General features: G+C 49.1%; 13 protein-coding genes. 2 read left to right on the top strand and 11 right to left on the bottom strand.

Annotated elements, in window-relative coordinates; translation table 11 throughout:
• Window positions 1-56 precede the first annotated feature (56 nt).
• The 4 genes from BUA34_RS03490 to BUA34_RS03475 all read right to left on the bottom strand — a co-directional run bounded on the left by BUA34_RS03490 (window position 57) and on the right by BUA34_RS03475 (window position 6,146).
• Window positions 57-1,358, bottom strand: a complete 1,302-nt coding sequence (locus BUA34_RS03490) for a pyridoxal phosphate-dependent aminotransferase (RefSeq protein WP_072827356.1) — start codon at window positions 1,356-1,358, stop codon at window positions 57-59.
• A 532-nt stretch (window positions 1,359-1,890) separates the two neighbouring features.
• Window positions 1,891-3,303: a GGDEF domain-containing protein gene (locus BUA34_RS03485; protein WP_072827355.1), complete on the bottom strand. Its 1,413-nt coding sequence runs from the start codon at window positions 3,301-3,303 to the stop codon at window positions 1,891-1,893.
• A gap of 15 nt (window positions 3,304-3,318) precedes the next feature.
• Window positions 3,319-4,728, bottom strand: coding sequence for a GGDEF domain-containing protein (locus BUA34_RS03480; RefSeq protein ID WP_072827354.1), 1,410 nt, complete (start codon window positions 4,726-4,728; stop codon window positions 3,319-3,321).
• A gap of 2 nt (window positions 4,729-4,730) precedes the next feature.
• Window positions 4,731-6,146 carry a sensor domain-containing diguanylate cyclase gene (locus BUA34_RS03475; protein ID WP_072827353.1) on the bottom strand — a complete coding sequence of 472 codons (1,416 nt, stop codon included), beginning with the start codon at window positions 6,144-6,146 and terminating at the stop codon, window positions 4,731-4,733.
• A 147-nt stretch (window positions 6,147-6,293) separates the two neighbouring features.
• On the opposite strand from BUA34_RS03475, the gene BUA34_RS03470 reads away from it, so the two are divergent.
• Entirely contained in the window at window positions 6,294-6,710 is a 417-nt protein-coding gene (locus BUA34_RS03470; protein WP_072827352.1) for a type I restriction enzyme HsdR N-terminal domain-containing protein, read from the top strand.
• Between the two features lie 59 nt (window positions 6,711-6,769).
• Here BUA34_RS03470 and xseA read toward each other — a convergent pair whose 3' ends face one another.
• Window positions 6,770-8,098, bottom strand: coding sequence for an exodeoxyribonuclease VII large subunit (gene xseA, locus BUA34_RS03465; RefSeq protein ID WP_254794304.1), 1,329 nt, complete (start codon window positions 8,096-8,098; stop codon window positions 6,770-6,772).
• Between the two features lie 78 nt (window positions 8,099-8,176).
• Here xseA and BUA34_RS03460 point away from each other — a divergent pair, with 78 nt between their 5' ends.
• A complete protein-coding gene (locus BUA34_RS03460; RefSeq protein ID WP_254794303.1) occupies window positions 8,177-8,380 on the top strand; it encodes a type II toxin-antitoxin system Phd/YefM family antitoxin in 204 nt (67 codons plus the stop codon).
• Between the two features lie 116 nt (window positions 8,381-8,496).
• Here the strand turns inward: BUA34_RS03460 and BUA34_RS03455 are convergent, their stop codons facing one another.
• Genes BUA34_RS03455 through BUA34_RS03430 form a run of 6 tightly spaced genes read right to left on the bottom strand, consistent with a single transcriptional unit; the run spans window position 8,497 to window position 14,770 of the window.
• A complete protein-coding gene (locus BUA34_RS03455; protein WP_072827350.1) occupies window positions 8,497-9,939 on the bottom strand; it encodes an NADH-quinone oxidoreductase subunit N in 1,443 nt (480 codons plus the stop codon).
• An 11-nt stretch (window positions 9,940-9,950) separates the two neighbouring features.
• Window positions 9,951-11,465, bottom strand: coding sequence for a complex I subunit 4 family protein (locus BUA34_RS03450; protein WP_072827349.1), 1,515 nt, complete (start codon window positions 11,463-11,465; stop codon window positions 9,951-9,953).
• Between the two features lie 9 nt (window positions 11,466-11,474).
• On the bottom strand, window positions 11,475-13,430 hold the full coding sequence (gene nuoL, locus BUA34_RS03445; RefSeq protein ID WP_072827348.1) for an NADH-quinone oxidoreductase subunit L: 1,956 nt from the start codon (window positions 13,428-13,430) through the stop codon (window positions 11,475-11,477).
• A complete protein-coding gene (gene nuoK / locus BUA34_RS03440) occupies window positions 13,423-13,728 on the bottom strand; it encodes an NADH-quinone oxidoreductase subunit NuoK (RefSeq protein ID WP_014546971.1) in 306 nt (101 codons plus the stop codon). The genes nuoL and nuoK overlap by 8 nt, the downstream gene beginning before the upstream one ends.
• Window positions 13,725-14,297 (bottom strand): NADH-quinone oxidoreductase subunit J family protein, encoded by a 573-nt coding sequence (locus BUA34_RS03435; RefSeq protein WP_072827347.1) that lies wholly within the window; start codon window positions 14,295-14,297, stop codon window positions 13,725-13,727. Before BUA34_RS03435 ends, nuoK begins: the two co-directional genes overlap by 4 nt.
• Complete coding sequence (locus BUA34_RS03430; RefSeq protein WP_072827346.1) at window positions 14,297-14,770, bottom strand: NuoI/complex I 23 kDa subunit family protein; 474 nt, start codon at window positions 14,768-14,770, stop codon at window positions 14,297-14,299. Before BUA34_RS03430 ends, BUA34_RS03435 begins: the two co-directional genes overlap by 1 nt.

Below are 14,770 nucleotides of genomic sequence, written 5' to 3'. Positions count from 1 at the left end.
AAGCCTCGCAATATCATGCGAGGCCCTTGAACTCTTGTAACTACAAGTTAATAAGACTAACTATGCAAGTATTCGATAATCGCATCGTGAATCGTGGTGAACACGCTGCGGAGTTCGTCTTCGTCTTCTTCCAAGAGCGTCACGCGGAAACCCTTGAGGTCCGTGCAGAAACTTGTACTCGGCACGACGCAGATTCCCTTTGCGCCCAAGAGGTAGTACACAAAGCGGTAGTCAAGATTTGTTGTCTTGCTGCACCATTCTTCGACTTTCTTCTTGATAATCGGATTGTCAATCTTGAGCGTTTGGTGGTTGTTCAGCGTACCTTCGCGGAAGATGATTGTGTTGTAGAATGCGCCGTAAGTCGGGTTGAAATACAGCTCTGGAATGTCGGAGAGAATTTCATTGATGATGGCGCTTCTGCGGCCAATCTTTTCGTTGAGCGCATCGCGGTGTTCCTTGAAACGCGGATCGCCGAGAACGCGCGGAATCGTCATTTGCGGGAGTGTGGTCGAGCAGACTTCCACCATCTTTGCGTTGTCGAGAGCGCGGCAGAATGCGTCGAACTGTTCGTCCTTGTCGCGGTTGTAGTATTCAGCCCAGCCGCAGCGTGCGCCCGGCCACGGGTATTCCTTAGAAATGCCCTTGAGCGCAATACCCGGGACATCGTCGATGTATTCGGCGAGCGCGTAAGCGTGGGCGCCGTTGTAGACGATCTTGTTGTAGATTTCGTCGCAGATGATGAACAGGTTGTAGCGCTTTGCGATGTCGACTATCTTCTGGAGAATTTCAAGCGGGTAGACCATACCTGTCGGATTGTCCGGGTTCAAAATCAAGATGCCTGCGATGCTCGGATTGTACTTCACCTTGTTTTCGAGTTCTTCCAAGTCCGGGTACCAGTGGTTTTCCGGCTGCAAGCGGTAAGTAATCGGCGAAGTGTGAGCGTGAGCGGCTTCGGCAGAGCTGTGCGTGGAATAAGCCGGTGCAGGTCCGATAATGCGGGTGGTCATCGACAAAAGACCGTAAATGGTGGCGATGGCGTCACCGAGGCCGTTGAAGAATAGAATGTCGTCGACGTTAATCTGGGCACCGCCGAGCTTGTTGTTTTCTTTGACCAGGAATTCGCGGGTTTCGAGCATGCCCTTGGAAGGGCAATAACCGTAACTGCGGTTTGTCTTGACCAAATCAACGACAATGTCTTTGATCCATTCTGGAATCTGGCACTTCTTTTCAATCGGGTCACCGATGTTTTCCCAGTGAATGGGGAGGCCAAGCGCCTTGAGCTGATTTGCCTTTTTCACAATTTCACGGATTTCGTAAGAAAGTTCCTTGGCACCTTCGCTCAATAATCTTCTACGCATTGTAGACTCCTATAAAAGTATCGAAAATTCACAATTTTACTGCGTAATTATAGAATAATATTCATTCTGTAATGTTATGCCTGCGTCATCCAGAGCCTTGAATCTTATTCCAACGTCATCCTGACCCCTGAATTTTATTCCAGCGTCATCCTGAGCCCTGTAAAGGGCGATATATGAAACTAGGCACTTTAGTGCCTTAGTTGAATTAGGTTCGAAGGAGCAGGATCCAGTGCATTATTAGGTATGAACTTTCGATTCCTTGGTTTATGGTTAAAGTTTTGGGTATAAAAGTTTAGGGTAAAAAATAAGGCAGCCTTTTACGGGGCTGCCCTTGAAACTTTTAATCTGAGTTTTTCGCGTTAAGCTTTACAGATTTTGGTTTCTTTGGACAGCCCCACAATAGCTCGGGCTGCCGCCGGGCTTGCTGCAATCGCTGCTGCGATGGTGTTCTGTCCAAAGATCTTATTCATGTACTGAAATATAGCTCAACAAAAGAAGTGTGTCAAGATAGATGCCTCGTCGAAGACCCCTCCTACATTCTCCTTCTATGATTCGGAAAACGCTCATAGTAACGATTCTTGTCTTCGTACATGAGAGTGTCTGCTTCGTGCAATGCCTTACGGATTTTGCCTCCGTTTTCATCGTAGCTTAAGCCGATGGCAAAACTGATATGTCCCGGAATCATGGAATCCTGGCGGATTTTTTCGACCTTGGCCTCAAGTACCTCTTTAGGCTGATCAATTGCAATAACGAGGAATTCGTCACCACCGGCACGGTAACATTCGCTGTCTTTAAAGGTTGTTCTTAAAACTTGTGCAGCTTGTTTTAAAAGATTGTCACCGGCATCGTGACCTTGATTGTCGTTGACCGGCTTGAGCCCGTTCAAGTCAGCAAAAATAACGGCTAGGGATTTATATGAAATCTCTCCGTTCACGAACTGCGAAATTCTGTTGTTCATGGAATTGCGGTTCAAAAGACCTGTCAAAAGGTCCTGGTTGCTGAGAATTTCGAGCCTGTTCAAAAGCTGGTAATTTGCAATTTCGGATGCGACAAAGAATGCCGAAAGCTCAAGTGTTTCTCTGATGTAGATCGTATTGGATGTGTCAAAGTTTGTGACCCAAATAAATCCAATGTTGGTTCCGGAATACTGTAGTGGCAAAAGAACGAGAGATTCGACATTTGCATTGACGAGCGAATTGTACCAAGTAAGGTCCGTTTGGCGGATGAGCTCAAGGTCTGCTTCATTTTTTATCATCAGGCAGAGACTTCCATCAAGGAACTTTAACCATGTTTTGGCGTATTCGGTAAAGTTTTGGTCTTTATATTCTCGAATAGAATGTTGATTTGAACCCGCTTTTACAGAATCGCTAAATACCGACCATGTGTTTTCGTTGAAGTCTGTGAGCAATACGCAGCAGTAGCTTGCATCGCAAATCTTGCGGATATCCTCGATAACTTCGTCCATGGTTTCTTGCAGATTTTTTGCTCCACGGAGCTTAATGCAGGTCTGCAATACAGTAGATGATGTTTTTGCCGAAATGTTCGACATTGCATCAATGTTATCTTCGAACGATATTTCTTGAGAATATGTGCAATACGCCTTGTTCGGGTCTTTGATGTCTAAGGGCATCATTATCAAGTTGATGCAAAAATTATAGCGTTCTGGACGGATGTAGGCGTGAATGGGCTTTTTCTTGATGGCACATTGGTAGCAAAAATTTTCAAAATTCAGTTCCTTCTTCATGTAGCGTTCGTAGTTGCTACCGGAAATAAACTTTTCTTTGAAAATGACATTGCCGTTTTCATCAACTTTTTCCATGGAATGAATGTATAAGTCATTACCGGCCTCGATGCGGATGGTGCCTATTTTGTCATCGTTGCGTTTTTCGACCGATAGGATGCTTGTCATCGTATGGAACTTGTTGACAATATCTTGTAGATTCATCAGTTCCTCCGTCTATTATCTTTTTTTTAGTTCCGGATGCATGGCGTAGAATTGTTTTTTGTCTTCGTACATTTGAACGTCAGCTTCTTGCATCGCTTTTCGAATACTGCCGCCCTCTTCGTTATAGTAAAAACCCAATGAAAAACTCACGTTGTTCAAGTCCATGGATTTTTCATGGATTTTTTTGACCTTAGCTTCGATTATGTCTTTAGGCTGGTCTGTGATGATTACCAAAAATTCATCTCCGCCTGCACGGTACACTTCTCCTTCCGTAAATGTTTCGGTCAAAATGCAAGATGCTTTTTTCAACAGTTGGTCACCAGCATCATGCCCTTGAATATCGTTGACGGGCTTGAGTCCATTGAGGTCAGCAAATATAACAGCCAATGATTTGTATGTAATCTCTCCGTTCACGAACTGCGAAATCCTGTTGTTCATGGAATTGCGGTTCTGGACGTTTGTCAGAAGATCCATGTTACTGAGAATTTCGAGTTTATTTAAAAGCTGGTAGTTTGCAATTTCCGAGGCTATAAAGAAAGTCGATGTTTCGAGAATTTCTTTTATTTGTAATGTTCTGGAAGTGTCGAAATTCGTGACCCAGATAAAGCCTGCAATCGTATGGTTGAATTCGAGCGGCAGCAAAACCAAGCTTTTAACATTGGCGTTTTTCAAGGATGTGGACCAATGCGGGTCCCTTTTTTGGACTGCTTCAAAGTCATCATCGGTTTCTAGCATCAAACAGTTGCTTCCGGCAAGAACGTCTAACCAAGTCTTTGCGTAGTCGACAAAATCATTGGTCAAAAATTCACGAACGGAACGCTGATCTGAATTTTCCTTGAGGGAATCGCTAAATACGGAACAAGTATGCTCGCTAAAGTCGGTTAGCAAAATGCAACAGTAGCTTGCGTTACAGATTTCACGAATGTCGTTAATGACTTCATCCATGGTCTTTTGCAAGTTCTGTGCCCCACGGAGCTTTATACATGTTTTGAGGACTGCCGATGAAGTTTCTGCAGATAGCTTGGACATGGCATCGTAGTCCACCTCGGGCGAAATGCACTGTGAATAAGAACAATATGCCTTTTTCGGGTCGTCAATATTCAGGGGCAGCATGACTAGGTTGATACAAAAGTCGAAGTGCTCTGGGCGGATGTAGGCATGAATAGGTTCTTTTTTGATGGCGCACTGGTAGCAGAAGTGTTCGAAGTTCAGTTCCTTCTTCATGTACCGTTCGTAACTGGAACCGGGTTTAAAGGGCTCGTTTGTTATGGCATACCCATCACGAACGGCTTGTTCTGTTGCTTCAATGAACGGTTTGTTGGCTACTTCATAAAGAATGCGACCAAGTCTACCGTCTTCTCGCTTTTCGACTGAAACAACACAAGTCATTGTGTTAAAGGAATCCACAAACTTTTGCAAGTCCATATTTAACGCTTCCTGTTTTCTGGATATTTTTCATAAAAGCGCTTTTTATCTTCGTACATGCGGGCGTCTGCTTCTCGCATGGCTACACGGATATCGCCTTGTTTGTCGTCGTAATAAAATCCAATTGCAAAACTGACGGGCTCTGGGGCTTCGGCCTTTTTACGCAAAGCTTCGATTTGAGCCTCGATAGTTTCTTTGGACGTGTTTGTGGAAATGACCACGAATTCGTCGCCACCGGCACGATAAATTTCACAATCTGCGAAACAGTCCATCAAAGCTTTTGCTGCGTTTTTCAGAAGGGTGTCGCCTGCATTATGGCCATCGCCATCATTTACGGTCTTGAGGCCGTTCAAGTCTGCAAAGACAATTCCGTATGTATCTGGTTTACGTTCACGACCGCTTACAACCTTGAGGACGCGGTTGTTCATGGCGTTACGATTCTTGACGCCTGTCAAAAGGTCTGTGGAACTCAACATTTCGAGTTTCTGTAACAATTGATAGTTTACAATTTCAGAAGCGATAAAAAATGTTGTCAGTTCAAGGGTTTCCTTGATGTGGTCCGTATTCTTGGTGTCGAAGTTTGTGGCCCAAATAAAGCCGATGACTTCATTATTGTACTGGAGCGGGAACAGTACTAGGCTTTCGATATCTGCGTTTTGCATGGATTTATACCATCGGGGATTGCGGACTTTAATGGATTCCATGTCGGATTTGTCTTTAATGATAAGGCAGTTGCTTCCGCCAATAGTATCGATCCAGGTTTTTACGAGGTTTATAAATGAATCGTCCAAATAATCAAGGAGTGAATGGTGAATTATTTCGGGAGCTATACTTTCACTGAGTAACGAACAAGTGTTTTCCTTAAAATTGGTCAGCATGATGCAGCAAAAGCTTGAACCGCATATGTTACGAATATCGCTGATGACTTCGTCCATGGTCTTGAGGAAGTTCTTTGTACTGCGGAGCTTGATACAAGTTTTCAGAACGTCCGAAGTCGTCTTTGCCGAAAGATTGGCCATCTGTTCTACGTTGGCTTCAGTCGAAAGTTCTTGCGTGTAGGTGCAGTAGCATTTGTTGGGGTCATCGAATTCAAGAGGCAGACTGAATATGTTGAACCATACATCGAACCGGTCAGGGTGGATGTAGGCGTGCATAGGCTTTTTATTGACTGCACTGTTGAAAATGAAATGCTCGAAGTTCAGGTCTTTGGGAATATATGTGGTGTATTCCTGACCGGGCACGAACTTTTTGCCGAAGGGCATGTCAATCGGAACGTCGTTGTTCTTTTCGTAAGTCGCAACATACGCCTTATTACCGACTTCTATGCGCATTTTGCCATAGCTCCCGTCGGCATTTTTTTCAACAGACATGATACAGGTCATCGAATCGAACTGATCTACATATTCCTGTAAATCCATATTAACTCCTTCTTTGGCCTAAAAGCCTTTATAAAAATAATATGAATCGTGGAAATTGGGAGTTTGTAAAATCACTTTTTTTATAATTTGGGCTCAAAATTGGGTGATTTTCCTCACTTTTTCGCAGTTTTTTTATATTCATCGCTAATGATTCACGATACGATTTTTGACCCGATTCGCAAAAAAGAGGTTCCTGCGACCCCCGAAGAGCATGTTCGGCAGGCGACAGTGCGCTATTTGCTCGATGTGGTGAAGGTGCCAGAACACTTGATTGCGGTGGAATTCCCGCTTTCGTCGGTAGATGCTAAGACGGCGGATCGGGCGGATATTGTGGTGCACAATTTTAGGGCGGGGGCGCCTCTCTCAAAGCCGTGGCTTTTGGTGGAGTGCAAGGCTCCGGGCGAATACACGTGGCCCGTGCTGCAACAGCAACTGAACAAGTATTTGCAGATTTTGACGCCGAACTACGTGATGCTTGCACTAGGTGATGCGGTGCGCTATTTTGAGCTGGATTCCGTGACGCGCCGGTTCAAGAAAATCGAAAGCCTGCCGGTGTTTGGCTAGGGACTGTGCGGAGCTTGTCATCCTGAGCGGAGTGCGCAGCACGAAGTCGAAGGATCTAGTTATTGTACCACGGACAGAATATCGCCATCGGCGAGTCGCGTTTTGATGGTGTCGCCGCTTTTGAGCTGGCTTGCCTTGCGGATAAATTTTCCGTTTTCGTCTAGCGTGAGCGAGTAGCCCTTGGCAAGAGTCGTCTTGGGGTCTGCGTTTTTGACCTTCTCGGTGACGAGCTCGAATTGAGATTTTGCAAGGTCGAGAATTTTGCGGGACCCCTGCTTTAAACCTTCGTGGTTGCGGTCGAGGCGCTCGTGCTCAGACTTTATGTAAAAAGCGGTGTCCTTTTTGATGGATGCTGCTATGAGCACATGTTTCGATTTCTCGTTTTGGATGAGCCCGAAAACTTTTTGCTGGAGCTGGTTCCCCATCGTGCCGAGTTGCTTGTTGCTTTCGGTGAGAAGGTCGCGGGCGCCGTCGGCAATGCTTGACATTGCATCGGTCATGCGGTTCCAACTGTCCGTGACCCGTTCTACGAGGCGCTTCGCGCAGTCTGTGGGCGTGATGCATGAGAGGTAAGCGACTTCGTCCAAAAGGCAACGGTCGATTTCGTGACCGATTCCCGTAAAGACCGGGGTGGGGTAGTTGGCAACCGCGCGGCAAAGCGCTTCGCTATCAAAAAAGTTCAAGTCCGTCTTGGCACCGCCACCGCGCACAATGCAGACAACATCTAAATTGGGGTCGCTTTGAAGTTGCTCCAGGGCGGCGATAATACTCCCTTCGGTTTCGTTCCCTTGCATCCGCGCATAGACGGTTGTGACTTCGAACGCAAACGGCGAAGCTTCGAGGCGCGTGGTAAAGTCCTTGTACGCGGCGGTGTTTTCACCGGTGATAAGCCCCACGCGGAGTGGCACGTCGGCAAGTTCGAGTTGCTTGTTCTTTTCGAGCAGGCCATCCATCGCAAGGCGCTTTAAAATGGCGCTCTTCGTCAGAGCAAGTTCGCCAATCGTGTAAACAGGGTCGATGTCCAGAATTTGCGCTTGCAACTTTCCGTATGGGATGTACAGTTCCGCACGCACGAGGAAATTGACTTTCAAGTCGTGCTTGAGCGTAAACGGTTGCGAAAGGCTAGAAATCTTGGCGAGAATCGCATCGTACTTGGCGGTGTAGCAGTAAAGGGCGAGGGTCGCCTTGGGCTTCACGTCGCCATCGGCAAAGTCCGCAATGCTCAGGTAAACGCCCGACGGCTTTTCCGCAATTTGCGAAATGACCCCGTGCACCCAAACCGCAGGCGTAGCTTCTACGGTGTTCTTGAGTGAACGCATGTACTGCGTGACCGAAAATGTACGAACTTCTTGATCCATTTTTTTGAGGCTGCCGCCTTTACCTGTCATGCCCGCCTCCGAGCGGGAATCTTCTTTTGACGTTAATTATAATAATAATTAAATTGCTTAGTACAAAAAGGACTCCCCGTGTCGAAAGTAGTTTCTGCAATGGATATGCGTCAGAATTTTGGGACGCTCTTGAACCAGGTCGCCATCAAGGACGAAGAAATCGTCATTGAGCGCGCTGGCAAGCCTTTGGCACGCCTCGTGAGCATGAATTCTGCCACAAGCGGCAAGCTGGACTTTCGCGATATCGGAAAACTCCCGAACGACATCTGGAACGAATTTTAGTTTGTATTTATTTGCTGAAGGCTGTAAAAAACATCTTAACGAAAAACGCCCCCGATTAAATCGGGGGCGAAATTTTTGTCATTCTCCGCTAGGAGAATCCATAGTTCTCAGCTTGCTTAATTCGTGAATCCGGCAAAGATGTTATTGCTCAAGAACGGCAGGAATCCGAGAACGATCACGGCTGCGCTCAAGAGAATGATGACTTCGCGCTGACGCTTGGTGAGGCGGAGCGGAGTGAGGTGGCCGTCCGGATCATCGACCCAGGCAGCTTTGATGAGCTGCAAGTAGTAGAAGAGCGCAATGACGTTGTTCAAGACGGCGAATGCCACGAGCGTGTAATGGCCCGTGGAGGCTCCGCTGAAGAACAGGTGGAACTTGCCGAAGAAGCCGGCGAGAGGCGGGATGCCTGCCAAGCTGAACATCGAAATCGCAAGGGCGATGGCGAGGCTCGGGTTCTGCTTTGAAAGTCCGCGGAGCGACTGGAATGTTTCTTCTCGGTGATGCCCGATGATGCCGAACACGAAGAAGGCGAGGTAGTTCGAAACGGCGTAGACAAAGAGGTAATAGATGATTGCTGTCTTTGCTGTTGTTGCAGGGCCTAGCAATGCGACCATGATGTAACCGGCCTGAGCGATAGAGCTGTAGGCCATGAAACGGCGGAGGCGGCTCTGCTTTAATGCACCGAGGTTACCGACAAAGAGCGTGACACCTGCGAGGAGAGCAATGAGCGGTGCCATCTTGTCTTGAATTGGGGAGAGCGGGCCGTAAACGAGCACGACGAGGAACGCAATGGCGGTTGCTTTCGAGGTCACGGAAAGCACGGCGGTTACCGGCGTCGGGGCGCCTTCGTAAACGTCCGGAGCCCAGGTGTAGAACGGGAACAGCGTGAGCTTGAATCCGATTCCGCAGAAGAGGAACAGCACGGCAATCCACAGGAGCGGGCTAGAACCGCTTGCAACAGCGGCCTGGATTTCGTTGAAGTGGAGGCTCCCTGCAAAACCGTAGAGGTAGCTGAAGCCGAACAGTTCAAATGCCGTTGCAACGGAGCCCATCAAGATGTACTTGGTGGCGGCTTCGGAACCGTACTGGTCGCGTTTGTTCCAGGCGGCGAGTGCGTACATCGGGATGGTCGCAATTTCGAGGCCGAGGAAGAACGTGAGCAAGTCGCAAGCGCTCACGACCGTGAATCCACCGAACGTCGCAAATGCGATGGCACCGATGAACTCGGCAATCTGGTGCATAGGCGGCTTCTTGTCGGCGCCGTGTTCAAAGTAATCTTTGGAAAGCCACATGCCAAGCAGTGCGCTCACTATGAGAACTTCGCGCATGAGCACGCCAAAGTCATCGACTTTCCAGTTGCAGATAAATAATCTTCCGTTGCCACTCGCGAGCGGGATGAAGTTCAGCAAGAAGAAAATAGCGATAAAGCCGATGTTCGCCATGCGCCAAGGGACTTTGGATTGTGTAGTCACGAAAAGGCGTATCCCAATCACGACGAATGGGAAAATCAGCAGCAAAACGTCAGGTAGAATGAAGTTTGGAATTGCAAAATTTGTCATAATTAAACCTACTATAAACCTGCCGATGAAATTTTTTCAAAGATAGGTGCAATGCTCTGGTCCAGGAGTTCCGAAATCCAGCCGGGGCAAACACCGATGAACAACAAGCAGGCAACGAGAACGACGATGACCAACTTTTCGCGGAAGCATCCATCGGTGAGGCCTTCGTACTTCTGCGGGAGCGGACCGTGAAGCATGCGGTTTGCTGTTTGCAGAATATAGACGGCTGTCGTCGTGATGGAGAGAATGGCGAGAATCGTCACGATGCGCGTGAGCGTAGAATCTTGCTGGAATGCGCCGATGAAAATGGTGCTTTCGGCAATGAATCCGCTAAAGCCCGGGAGACCAAGTCCTGCGAAACCGGCAAGCACAAAGCCAACGCCGAGGAACGGCATCTTGCGCATGATACCGCCCATTTCCGTGATGTCACGGGTGTGGGTGCGTTCGTAAATCATGCCGATGGTTGCGAAGAAAAGGCCGGTCAAGAATCCGTGAGAAATCATCTGGAGGCTAGCGCCACGAAGTCCAATCGGCGTGAGGGCTGCAAGTCCGAGGAAGATGAGGCCCAGGTGGCTGATGGAGCTGTAAGCGGTGATGTACTTGAGGTCCTTGTGGCGGATGGCGATGAACGGGCCGAGAACCACGTTAAAGATGAGGAGCGCTACAACGTACGGGAGCCAAATCTTGGCGGCTTCGGGCATGAGGAACATGGCAACGCGGAGGCATCCGTATGCACCCATCTTCATCATCACGCCGGCAGCGAGCATGGAAACAGCGGTCGGTGCAGCGGAGTGACCATCCGGGCTCCAGAAGTGGAACGGGAAAAGCGAACTCGAAACGGCGAATCCCATGAACATGAGCGGGAAGGCCCACATCTGGAAATCCATCGGGAGAGTCGTCTTTGCAATTTCAATGAGGTTCCAGCTGGTAGCGCCGCTTTCGAAGAAAAGCCCGAAAAGCGTTGCAAGAATCATCGAAGAGCCAAACGCAAGCGTCAACGTGAGCTTTTTACCACCGTAGTCGCGTTTGCCACTGCCGTAGCAGGCAATCATGAGGTACATGCAAAGTGCTTCCATTTCGTAGAACACGAAGAAGAGCACCAAGTCAAAGCTCATGTACACGCCGTAAACGCTTGTTGCCAAGAGCTGGATAAGTGCAAAGAAAATCTTCTGATTCCCTTTGATCTTGAGGCTTACGAGCACGCCTGCCCAGACGATAAATGCCGTGAGTGCAAGCAACAGCATGTTGAGACCGTCAGCGCCAACAATGTAGTGGGCGTTGAACATCGAAAGCCACGGGATGTCCGTAAAGAATCGGAGCGCAAGCGGTGCTGCTGCCGGATCTGTCGGAGTTCCCGAGAGGACGTAGATGGCGTAAGTCAAGTAGCAGACAATTGCAAGGACAATCGTTGCCGACGTGACGTGGATGGTTCGGAGCGTCTTTTCGTACGTGGCGGGAATCAGTACGCAGGCGAGAACAGTTAAGAGGGGGATGACCCAAATGGAGTTAAAAAGTATTGTATTCATGGGTGCGCCTTACAGGGGAAGCTGGCCGAAGAATCGCCAAAGGAGAACGCCAACAATCAAAGTACCCAAGTAGAACGGCAAGTAGCCGGCCTGGGCAAAACGGACCAAGTCACCGAGCTTGTGGACAAACCAGACCGTAAAGGCGAGGAGTCCTTCAATCACATAATCGTTGAATGCGCGGGCGACACGTGCGATACCGCCAAAGATAAACTGGCGGACGACGGCGTAGTACATTTCATCAAAGTAGAACTTGTGGTAAATGACTTTATAAATGCCGCAGCGGTTCGTTTCGTCGAGAGCGCGTTGGACTTTTGCCCACGGGCTTGCATAAAGCAACCAAGCAATTACAAGTGCGACAACCGCAATGCCCACAGCTACAAAAGGAATCCATTCGGCATGATCGAATCTCACCAACTGCGGAACATGCAACGCACCCGGCTCAAAGAACTTCTCGAAAAGTCCCTTGCCTAAAACACCGCTCAAGAGAGCCGGAATCGCAAGGATTACAATCGGGAGCGTCATGGCGAAATCTTCGTGCACATGGCCTGCCTTGACACCTTCGTGACGCGGAGCGCCATGGAATGCAAGGAAGAACAGACGAAACATGTAGAACGTCGTGAGACCGCTCGTGAGGAGCGAAAGCCCAAAGACAACGTAATGATGTCCCTGGAATGCGGCGAGAATGATTTCGTCCTTGGAGAAGAATCCGGAGAACGGCGGAATGCCCGAAATGGCGAGGATGGAAATGAGCGTGCAAACGTAAGTGAGCTTCATCTTCTTGCCGAGACCGCCCATCGCATCGAGATCGTTTGTGCCGACCTGATGAATAAGGCTACCGGCGATGAGGAACAAGCTGCACTTGAAGAAGGCGTGCGTAAAAATGTGGAATGTCGAGGCTGTCCAACCGGTAACGGCGACAACCTGACCAATCTTGCAAGCGCCAAGCGCAAACATCATGTAACCGAGCTGCGAAAGCGTGGAGTAGGCGAGAATGCGCTTGATGTCCTTTTGCGTGCAAGCGATGACGGCTGCAAAGACCATCGTGAATGCGCCAACCCACATGATGAGCGTGAGGGCGTTATCGCAAATGGCAAAGAACGGGAATAGTCGAGCGACAAGGTAAACGCCTGCGACGACCATCGTTGCACTGTGAATGATAGAGCTGACGGGTGTCGGACCTTCCATGGCGTTCGGGAGCCAAATATGCATCGGGAACATGGCGGACTTGCCCCAGCCACCGGTGAAAATCAAGATGGAACCGAGAACGAGTGCTTCGGACTTGGGGACTGTCACAAGTCCGAGGTTGATGAATTGCTTCTGGAAATCAATGAGGCTGAGCGAATTGAGTGTCGAAAAGTCGAAACTTCCGACGACATAGCTTACAAGCACAATGCCGAGCAAGAAGAAGCTATCGGCAAAGCGGGTGAGGATGAACGCCTGCTTGGAGGCGCTCACTGCACTTGGCTTGTGGTACCAGAAACCGATGAGCAAGTAACTTGAAACGCCGACGAGTTCCCAGAAGATGAACATCTGGAAAAGGTTTGTCGCAATGACGAGTCCGAGCATGCTAAAGCTGAACAGCGAAAGCAGTGCAAAGAATCGCCCGGCAGCGCGGTCTTCGCGCATGTAGCCGATGCTGTAGATATTCACCATAAAGCTGATGAACGTGACAACCACGAGCATCATAACGGAAAGTGGGTCTACGAGCATGCCGATTCTTGCGACCAAGTCTCCGATAAACGGAATGAATGTGTGGTCAAAGAGAATCGCCTTTTGCGGTGCAAAGTCCGAGCTGAAGTAATGGAAGGCGAGTGTGCCTGCGGCGGCAAATGCAAGGCCGTTGCAGATGACAGCGAAAATCGCTGCGGCTTTTGCGCACTTGTTTCCGAGGAAAAGCCCGTTCACGACGAACGTGATGAGCGGGAGCAATAGAATCAAATAGCCGAGAGTGATATCATCAATCATGGAGGTCCCTCAACTGGTCAACGTCAAGACTCTTATGGCGGCGGTACATGGTCACGATAATCGCAAGGGCGATGGCCATTTCGCAAGCCGTCACGGCAATGACAAAGATACTGAACAGAGCGCCTGCAGTTGCATCGTGAGCGGTGAAGTAGGCGAAACTGATAAAGTTGATATTTGCGGCATTCAGCATGAGCTCAATGGAAATGAGCATGCCGATGAGATGGCGACGGCGCATCAGGCCCCAAACGCCAATCCCGAACAGCAAAAATGCGAGAATCAAGCAATTCAAAAGGTTCATTTGCTAGCCTCCTCTTCGATATCTTCCTTGGTGCGGCGGGCGACCGTGATAGCGCAAATGAGCGTCATCAAGAGGAGCACGCTCACGATTTCAAACGGGATGATGAATCCGTTCGGATCGTTACCGAGCAAGCGCAAGGCGAAGTTCTGGAGTGAAGAATAATCGGCAGGGGAGTTCACGATGCCGCTTGCCAAGTCCGGAGTCGGCAGCACGCATTTGACCATCACGAATACAAACGCGATGGAGAGTACGAACGCCGTGAAAATTCGCGGCATCTTTGTCGAGAACGCGTCTTCTCCCAAGTGGCTTGTGAGAAGAATCGTAAACACCACGAAAATCACGACGCCGCCCACGTAAACCATCACCTGGGCAAGCGCAATGAATTCTGCGTGCATGAGCATGTAGAGGATGGCGGTCGTGACAAAGCTAAAGATGAGGAACACGGCACTCTGCAAAATGTTCTTGACGGCAACGCAACAAACCGCGGTCAACAATATCACGAGTGCGACGACATAGAACGCAATGTCCATGCCTCCCATCGGGAATGATAAAGGCAAATCTGGGAACATTAACCTTGCCCCTCCTTCTTATTTAAAATCATTTCGAGATCGTTCGGGTCAGTTGTCGCAACTTCGAATGCGGGACTCATGCGGATGGCTCCAAACGGGCAGGCTTCCACGCAGAGGCCGCACTGGGTGCAGCTGGCGAAGTGGTACACGTAACGTCCGAGAACCTTCTTGCCCGCAATGTTCTTTGTGGCAAGCACGTTGATGGAGGCGTTCGGGCAGGCGCGTTCGCACATGCCGCAAGCGGTGCAGCGGTTGTTGCCGTCTGCATCTTCGATCATCTCGAGGCGGCCGCGATAGCGGTCGTGCATTTTAAGCGTCTTGCGATTTTCGGGGTACTGTTCCGTAACGATGCGCTTAGGATTGAAAAAATACTTGAGCGTTACGGACAATCCGCAAATAAGGCTCCACGGACCCGTAATGCAACGCTTTAAGTAGCGCTTGATATATTGTAATGTTGAAATCTTTTCTTGCAT

This window comes from Fibrobacter sp. UWB12, from assembly GCF_900142485.1.
Classification (GTDB): Bacteria; Fibrobacterota; Fibrobacteria; order Fibrobacterales; family Fibrobacteraceae; genus Fibrobacter.
This window is presented reverse-complemented; position numbering and strand designations above follow the sequence as displayed.

What these genes read in the sequence shown, in the direction of transcription:
- BUA34_RS03485 (WP_072827355.1), bottom strand. Translation starts at nt 3,303, where the DNA reads ATGAATCTACAAGATATTGTCAACAAGTTCCATACGATGACAAGCATC.
- BUA34_RS03480 (WP_072827354.1), bottom strand. Translation starts at nt 4,728, where the DNA reads ATGGACTTGCAAAAGTTTGTGGATTCCTTTAACACAATGACTTGTGTT.
- BUA34_RS03435 (WP_072827347.1), bottom strand. Translation starts at nt 14,297, where the DNA reads ATGTTCCCAGATTTGCCTTTATCATTCCCGATGGGAGGCATGGACATT.
- BUA34_RS03470 (WP_072827352.1), top strand. Translation starts at nt 6,294, where the DNA reads ATGATTCACGATACGATTTTTGACCCGATTCGCAAAAAAGAGGTTCCT.
- BUA34_RS03475 (WP_072827353.1), bottom strand. Translation starts at nt 6,146, where the DNA reads ATGGATTTACAGGAATATGTAGATCAGTTCGATTCGATGACCTGTATC.
- BUA34_RS03450 (WP_072827349.1), bottom strand. Translation starts at nt 11,465, where the DNA reads ATGAATACAATACTTTTTAACTCCATTTGGGTCATCCCCCTCTTAACT.
- BUA34_RS03455 (WP_072827350.1), bottom strand. Translation starts at nt 9,939, where the DNA reads ATGACAAATTTTGCAATTCCAAACTTCATTCTACCTGACGTTTTGCTG.
- xseA (WP_254794304.1), bottom strand. Translation starts at nt 8,098, where the DNA reads ATGACAGGTAAAGGCGGCAGCCTCAAAAAAATGGATCAAGAAGTTCGT.
- BUA34_RS03430 (WP_072827346.1), bottom strand. Translation starts at nt 14,770, where the DNA reads ATGCAAGAAAAGATTTCAACATTACAATATATCAAGCGCTACTTAAAG.
- BUA34_RS03490 (WP_072827356.1), bottom strand. Translation starts at nt 1,358, where the DNA reads ATGCGTAGAAGATTATTGAGCGAAGGTGCCAAGGAACTTTCTTACGAA.
- nuoK (WP_014546971.1), bottom strand. Translation starts at nt 13,728, where the DNA reads ATGAACCTTTTGAATTGCTTGATTCTCGCATTTTTGCTGTTCGGGATT.
- nuoL (WP_072827348.1), bottom strand. Translation starts at nt 13,430, where the DNA reads ATGATTGATGATATCACTCTCGGCTATTTGATTCTATTGCTCCCGCTC.